Source organism: Corallococcus sp. 4LFB, from assembly GCF_046520365.1.
Lineage (GTDB): Bacteria > Myxococcota > Myxococcia > Myxococcales > Myxococcaceae > Corallococcus > Corallococcus caeni.
Genome location: NZ_JBKGHJ010000479.1, coordinates 1 through 6,274, shown reverse-complemented (window position 1 = coordinate 6,274; position 6,274 = coordinate 1). Strand labels below are relative to the sequence as shown.

The following is a 6,274-nucleotide window of genomic DNA, read 5'->3' as shown; positions in this document are numbered from 1 at the left end:
CCCGAGTTCCGCTGCGCTCGTCGAACAAGGCCCCTGTGGGCGTTGTCGCGGGTCCGCGCGATGCGGCAGGCGGCCCCGCGGGCCTGAGCGACAAGTCCGGAGCGGGCGGTGCGGCGGTAACGAGCGGCACCCCCACGCGTCCTGGCATGGAGTCCGGATCAGGTGACGCCGCAGGCTCCGGTGCCGTGAACAGCGGAGCCGGAGAGGGAACCGGCGGCACCCCCACGCGTCCGGGGCACCCGTCCGGCGCCGGCGATGCGGCAAGCGCCAGCGGTTCCTCGTCGCGGCTGAACGGCGCACGCGACACGGGTGCCAATCCCTCCGCGTTCCCGGGCGACACGGCCGGAGCGGACGATGCCGTGAAGCCAGACGGCTCCTCCGCGCGCCCGGGCGAAGGTGCCACGTCGGAGCCCAAGGCTCGGCTGGAGGCCCAGGCACCGTCGTCGCCGATGCGGGTGCCAGGAGGCCTGCAACGGGCGAACAAGGCGCGCACCCAGGAGCAGGAGGCCCCCGCTCCGGCGCGCAAGGACGCGGCCGAGCCGTCATCGGATCTGGCCGCGGAGCTTGAAGCCCTGCGTGAGGAGCTCGCGCTGGCCTACGCCGCCATCGAGGAGGCGGAGGCCCGCGCCGCGGACGCGGAGGCCCTGGCCGAGTCGGAGCAGTCGCTCCGCGTCGAGCTGGAAGATCGCGTGGCGGGCGAAGCGCGAGCACGGGAGGACGCGCTTCTCGAAGCGAACGCGGAGGTCGAGGCCCGGAGCTCCGTGGAGGTGCGGGCCGAAGCGGAGGTCCACGCCCGCGCGCGTGCCGAGTCCCTGTTGAAGCAGGCATCGGAGGCCCACGCGGACTCGGAGGTCCGGGCCGTGTCGGCGACGCAGGCCCTGGCGGAGGTCGAAGCCCGGCTCGCCTCCGAGGCCGGAAGCCGCGTGGATGCCGAGTCCCGGGCGGATGCCGAGGAACGCGCCCGCCGTGAAGCCGAAGCCCTCGCGGAGATGGTGAGGATCGAGCTTGCCGAGCTCGAGAAGCGCATCGCCACGGAGGTCCAGGCGCGCGAGGAGGCCGAGCTCCGGGCCCGCCAGGAAGCCCAGACGCGCGAAGAGGCCGAAGCCCGCGCCGAACTGGAGCAGGCCGCGCGCACGGACGTGGAAGCGCGGCTGGAGGCCGAGATCGAAGCCCGGCTCGCGGCCGAAGCCCGGGCGGAAGCCGAAGCCAGGGCCCGCGAGGACGCGAGTCAGCGAGAGGAAGCCGGATCCGAGCGGACGGAGAGCCGCGACGGTGAGGCCGCCGCGCTGGAGGCCCGGCTTGCCGAAGCGGAGGCCCGCGCCGAAGCGGAGGCGAAGGCCCGGACCGCCGCCGAAGCGAAGGTGAAGCACTCCGCGCAGGCGCTGTCCCTGGTGGAGGTGCGAGCGCACCAACTGGCCCAGTCGCTGGCCGAGTCCGAAGCGAGGGCGAAGCAGTCCGCGCAGGCGCTGGCCCAGGCGGAGACGCGGGTGCAGCAGGCCACGCAGGCGCTGGAGCAATCCGAGGCGAAGGCGAAGCAGTCCGCCCAGGCCCTGGCGCAGGTGGAGGCCCGGGCGCAGCAGCTGGCGCAGGTGCTGCTTCAGGGAGAGGCCAAGGCAAAGCAGTCCACCCAGGCGGTGAGCCAGGCCGAAGAGGCCCGCGCCGCCGCCGAAGCCACCGCGGAACGAAACGCCGAACGCCTGGCGGAGGCGGAAGCCCGGGCCGCGAAGGCCGAGGAGGCCCTGGCCGAAGCGCAAGTCCGAGCGGAAGAGGCCGAAGCGGCGGCAAAGCAGAACGAGACGCGGTTCGCGGAGACCCTGAGCCAGGCCAACGCGCGGATGGAGCAGCTCAAGCAGGCCCGCCAGCGAGCCGAAGCCAAGGCCGCGCAGCCCGCAGAAGCCCTGCTCCAGGCGGAAGCCCGGGTGGATCAGCTGACGCAGGCCCTGGCGCGGACCGAGGCCCGCGTGAAGGAGCTGTCGGAGGCCGTGAAGCGCGCCGAAGAGCGAGCCACGGAAGCCGAACAAGCCCGCGACGCCAACGCCGAACAGCTGAAGCAGGCGAGGGCCGAAGCGCAGACGCGCGCGGATCAATTCAGCCAGGTCCAGGCCGATGCGGAGACGCACACCGAACAGCTGAAGCACGCCGAGGCCGAGGCGAAGACTCTCGCCGAGCAGTTGATGCAGGCGCAGGCCGAAGCAGAAGCTCGCGAGGAACTGCTCACCCAGGCTCAAGCCGAGGCGAAGAAGCTCGCCGAGCAGCTGACGAAGGCGCAGGCCGAAGCAGAGGCCCGCGAGGAACTGCTCACCCAGGCTCAGGCCGAAGCCGAGGCACGCGAGGCAAAGCTCAACCAGCTTGAGGCCGAGGCAGAGGCCCGCGAGGAAAAGCTCAAGCAGGTTCAAGCCGAGGCAGAGGCCCGCGAAGAACAGCTCAAGCAGGTCCAGGCCGAGGCGGAGGCCCACGCGGAGCAGCTGGAGCAGGCCCAGGCCGAAGCGAAGCAGACCGCCGAGCAGCTGAAGCAGGCACGGGCCGAAGCCGAGGCTCGCGTGGATCAGCTCCAGCAACTCCAGTCCGACTCGGGCGACCGCGCGGATCAATTCACGCAGGTCCAGGCCGAGGCGGCGAAGACCGCCGGCCAGCTCAAGCAGGCCCAGGCCGAAGCCGAGGCCCTCGCCCAGGCGCGCACCGAAGCCGAGGCGCGCATCGAACAGCTCACGCAGGAGCTGGCCCAGGCCGAACAGTCCCGCGCCGAAGCGGAGGCGACCGCCGAGCAGCAGCTCCAGGCCCGCACCGCCGCGGAGTCCCGCGCCCTCCAGGCCGAGCAGAAGTCCTCCGAATCCACCGCCAAGGCCACGTCCGAAGGCCGCCTGCGCACCGTGCTGGAAGTCCGCCTCGACTCCGAGGCCCGCGCCCGCCAGGACCTCGAAGCCCGCATCGAAACCGAGGCCCAGGCCCGCACCGCCGCCGAAGCCCGCCTCGCCGCGGAGACCCACGCCCGCGCCGAAGCCGAAGCCCGCGCCCAGGCCGAAGCCACGGACCTCACGCAGGCCCGAGACACCCTGCAATCCCAGCTCGACCAGCTCCGCGAGGAGCTCACCCGCGAGCGCGAAGCCCGCACTCGGCTCGAAGCCGAAGCCGTCGAACAGCGCCTCCAGGCCGAACGCGAGCGCGAACAACTCGAAGCCCGAGCGCAGCGGGACGCGGAAGAAGCCGTGGCCCAGGCGCGCGCCACCCTCATCCCCCTCGAATCGCCCGGCCGTCCGGAGATGGCGGTGGCCCGCAGCGGCAGCCTCACGCAGGAGGGCCTCGCACGGCTCGTCCTGCGGCTGTGCGACGCGCGCATGGAAGTGCGCCTGGAGCTCAAGGTGATGAACGCCTTGCGCGTCCTCTGGCTGCGCGACGGAGCCCTGGTCGGCGCCGCGTCCTCCGCGCAGGGCGAGTCCCTCATCGACCGCGCCCGCGCGGACGGCCTCATCGACGCGCGCCAGGAGGCCGAGCTGCGGCTCGTGCGCAGCGCCACCACCGGCACGCTCCTAGAGGCCCTGCGCGGCCGCGGCTACGTGCGCGAGGCCGAATCCGTCCCGCTGGTGCAGCGCTACACCGAACAGGTCTTCCTGGACGCGCTCGCCGAACCGTCCACGCTCTACCGCCTGGTGCCGGAGCCCGCGCCCCACGAGGTCGCGCTCGCCGCCGCCACGCGCCCGCCGCTGCACCTGCTCGCGGAAGGACTGCGCAACACGCTCACCGCCGAATCGCTCCTCGACGCCGCCGGCTCCCTGCGAGCCCTGGTCTCCCGAGGCGACGCGCACATGGCCCCCATGGACTTCGGCCTCTCCGCCCGCGAGCTCCAGCTCCTGCAGGCCGTGGACGGCGAGCGCACGCTGGAGTCGCTGCTCCTGGGCGCGGGGCTGCCGCAGGACGGCGCGCTCAAGACGCTCGCGGTGGCGCGGGCGCTGGGGCTCATCGCCCTGCACCCGCCCTCGGAGGACGCCCAGGGCACCCTGCCGCCGGAGCTGGACGTGCACCGCCTGGAGGCCAAGTTCGAGGAGATCCAGGACGCGGACTACTTCACCGTGCTGGGGCTCGCGCGCTCGGCCGGCAGCGAGGAGGTCAAGCGGGCCTACGCGCTGCTCGCCGCCGAGTTCCACCCGCTGCGCTTCGCCGGCCACCCGGACCCCGCGCTCCAGCACCGCGCACAGCAAATCCGCGCCGTGTTGACGGAGGCCGCGCGGGCCCTGGGGGATGACCGGCTGCGGGGCGAGTACGCCCGTAATCTGCTCGACTGATGCCCGGTGGAACGGTTGCCCGTCGCGGTCCGGAGGGGTTAAGAGTTCCCCCCATGGTTCGCGAGATTCTCATCTGGCCCGACCCCATCCTGAAGCAGAAGGCCAAGCCCGTGGTGAAGGTGGACGACAAGGTCCGCGCGCTCATCAAGGACATGTTCGAGACGATGTACGCCGCGGAGGGCGTGGGGCTCGCCGCCCCGCAGGTGGGCATCCTCCAGCGCATCATCGTCCTGGACACCCGGCCGCAGCAGCCGGAGTCCAAGCCCCTGGCGATGATCAACCCGGAGTTCGTCTCACTCGAAGGGGAGACGACCTACACGGAAGGCTGCCTCTCCATCCCCGGCGAGGCCGAGGACGTGGACCGCGCCGCCGTCGCCACCGTGCGCTACCTGGACGAGGACGGCCAGGAGCAGACGCTGCGCTGTGACGGCCTCCTCGCCATCGCCGTGCAGCATGAGACGGACCACCTGGACGGCACCGTCTTCGTGGACCACGTCTCCACGCTCAAGCGCGAGTTCATCCGCAAGCGCATGAAGAAGCTCAAGGCCTCGAAGGAGCAGGGCGCTCCGGCGTCCGCCTAGCCCTTCGCGGTGGCGCGCACGCCCTTCTTCGGGCAGCGGTCCGCCACCGCGCAGGCGCCGCAAGCGGGCGAGCGCGCGAAGCACGTGCGCCGCCCGTGCCACACCAGCAGCTGATGCCCCAGCGTCCACCGCTCGCGAGGCAGCAGGGCCTGCAGGTCCTTCTCCACCTTGTCCGGATCCTCGTGGGAGGTGAAGCCCAGCCGGTACGCCAGCCGCTTCACGTGCGTGTCCACGGGGAAGGCCGCGTCGCCGCCCAGGTGGATGCACACCACGCCCGCCGTCTTCAGCCCCACGCCCGGCAGCTCCGCCAGCGTGTCGCGCACCCGCGGCACCTGCCCGCCGTGCTCCGCCACCAGCGCGCGCGCCGTGGCGACGATGTTCTTCGCCTTCGCGCGGTACAGCCCGCAGGTGCGGATGAAGGGCTCCACGTCGGTGGGCTCGACGCGCGCGTAGGCCTGGGCGTCCGGGAAGCGGGCGAACAGGGCGGGGGTCACCAGGTTGACGCGCTTGTCGGTGCACTGCGCGGACAGGATGACGGCGACCAGCAGCTCCAGCGGCGTGCGGTAGTCCAGCTCGATGCGGGCGTCCGGCATGGCTGCTTCCAGACCGTCCAGGACCGACACTGCTCGCTGCCGCTTCTCCGCCACTGTCTCTCGCCGGGCCACGCGGGCGTTGTATGTCACGGGGCGGCCCCGCCCAAGCGCCATGGCGGGCCCCTTTCCCCGCAGCGAGGAGAACCATGAAGCCCATCGACTTCCGCTCCGACACCGTGACGAAGCCCACGCCCGCCATGCGCAGGCTCATCGCCGACGCGGAGGTGGGCGACGACGTCTACGGCGAGGACCCCACGGTGCGCCGCCTGGAGGAGCGCGTGGCGGAGCGGCTGGGGCTGGAGGCCGCCGTCTTCGTCCCCTCCGGCACGCAGGCGAACCAGATCGCCATCGGCGCGCACTGCCGCTCGGGTGACGAGGTGCTGACGGAGGAGGGCAGCCACATCCTCCACTACGAGGGCGGCGCGGTGCCGGCGCTCTGGGGCGTGCAGCCCGCGCCCTGCCGGGCGAGCGCGGCCTGCTGAAGCCGGAGACCGTCGCGGCGGCGGTGCGCGAGGACAACGTCCACGAACCCGCGCACGCGGCTCCTCTCGCTGGAGAACACGCACAACCGGGGCGGCGGCACGGTGTGGCCGGTGGACCGCTTCCGCGCTGTGGTGGAGGCGGGGCGCAAGGCCGGGCTCGCGGTGCACCTGGACGGCGCGCGGCTGTTCAACGCGCAGGTGGCGGCGGGGAAGCCCGCGTCGGCGTGGGCGTCGCTGACGGACTCCACGTCGGTGTGCTTCTCGAAGGGGCTGGGGGCGCCGGTGGGCTCGGCGCTCGCGGGCAGGGCGGACGTCATCCGCGAGGCGCAGCAGGCGCG

General features: G+C 72.9%; 3 protein-coding genes and 1 pseudogene. 3 read left to right on the top strand and 1 reads right to left on the bottom strand.

Annotated elements, in window-relative coordinates; genetic code table 11:
• The first annotated feature begins 359 nt into the window (after positions 1–359).
• Positions 360–4,280 (top strand): hypothetical protein, encoded by a 3,921-nt coding sequence (locus ACLEQD_RS34570; RefSeq protein ID WP_410389950.1) that lies wholly within the window; start codon positions 360–362, stop codon positions 4,278–4,280.
• A gap of 53 nt (positions 4,281–4,333) precedes the next feature.
• Complete coding sequence (def, locus tag ACLEQD_RS34565; protein ID WP_410389948.1) at positions 4,334–4,861, top strand: peptide deformylase; 528 nt, start codon at positions 4,334–4,336, stop codon at positions 4,859–4,861.
• Here the strand turns inward: def and nth are convergent.
• Positions 4,858–5,568 (bottom strand): endonuclease III, encoded by a 711-nt coding sequence (nth, locus tag ACLEQD_RS34560; RefSeq protein WP_410389947.1) that lies wholly within the window; start codon positions 5,566–5,568, stop codon positions 4,858–4,860. The two genes, def and nth, sit on opposite strands and share 4 nt — an antisense overlap.
• Here nth and ACLEQD_RS34555 point away from each other — a divergent pair.
• Positions 5,538–6,274: pseudogene (locus ACLEQD_RS34555) on the top strand (threonine aldolase family protein); the annotation flags it as partial. The gene nth and the pseudogene ACLEQD_RS34555 overlap by 31 nt on opposite strands.

Bases quoted from the DNA above. Each gene is read 5' to 3' on its own strand.
- nth (WP_410389947.1), bottom strand. From the start codon at position 5,568: ATGGCGCTTGGGCGGGGCCGCCCCGTGACATACAACGCCCGCGTGGCC.
- def (WP_410389948.1), top strand. From the start codon at position 4,334: ATGGTTCGCGAGATTCTCATCTGGCCCGACCCCATCCTGAAGCAGAAG.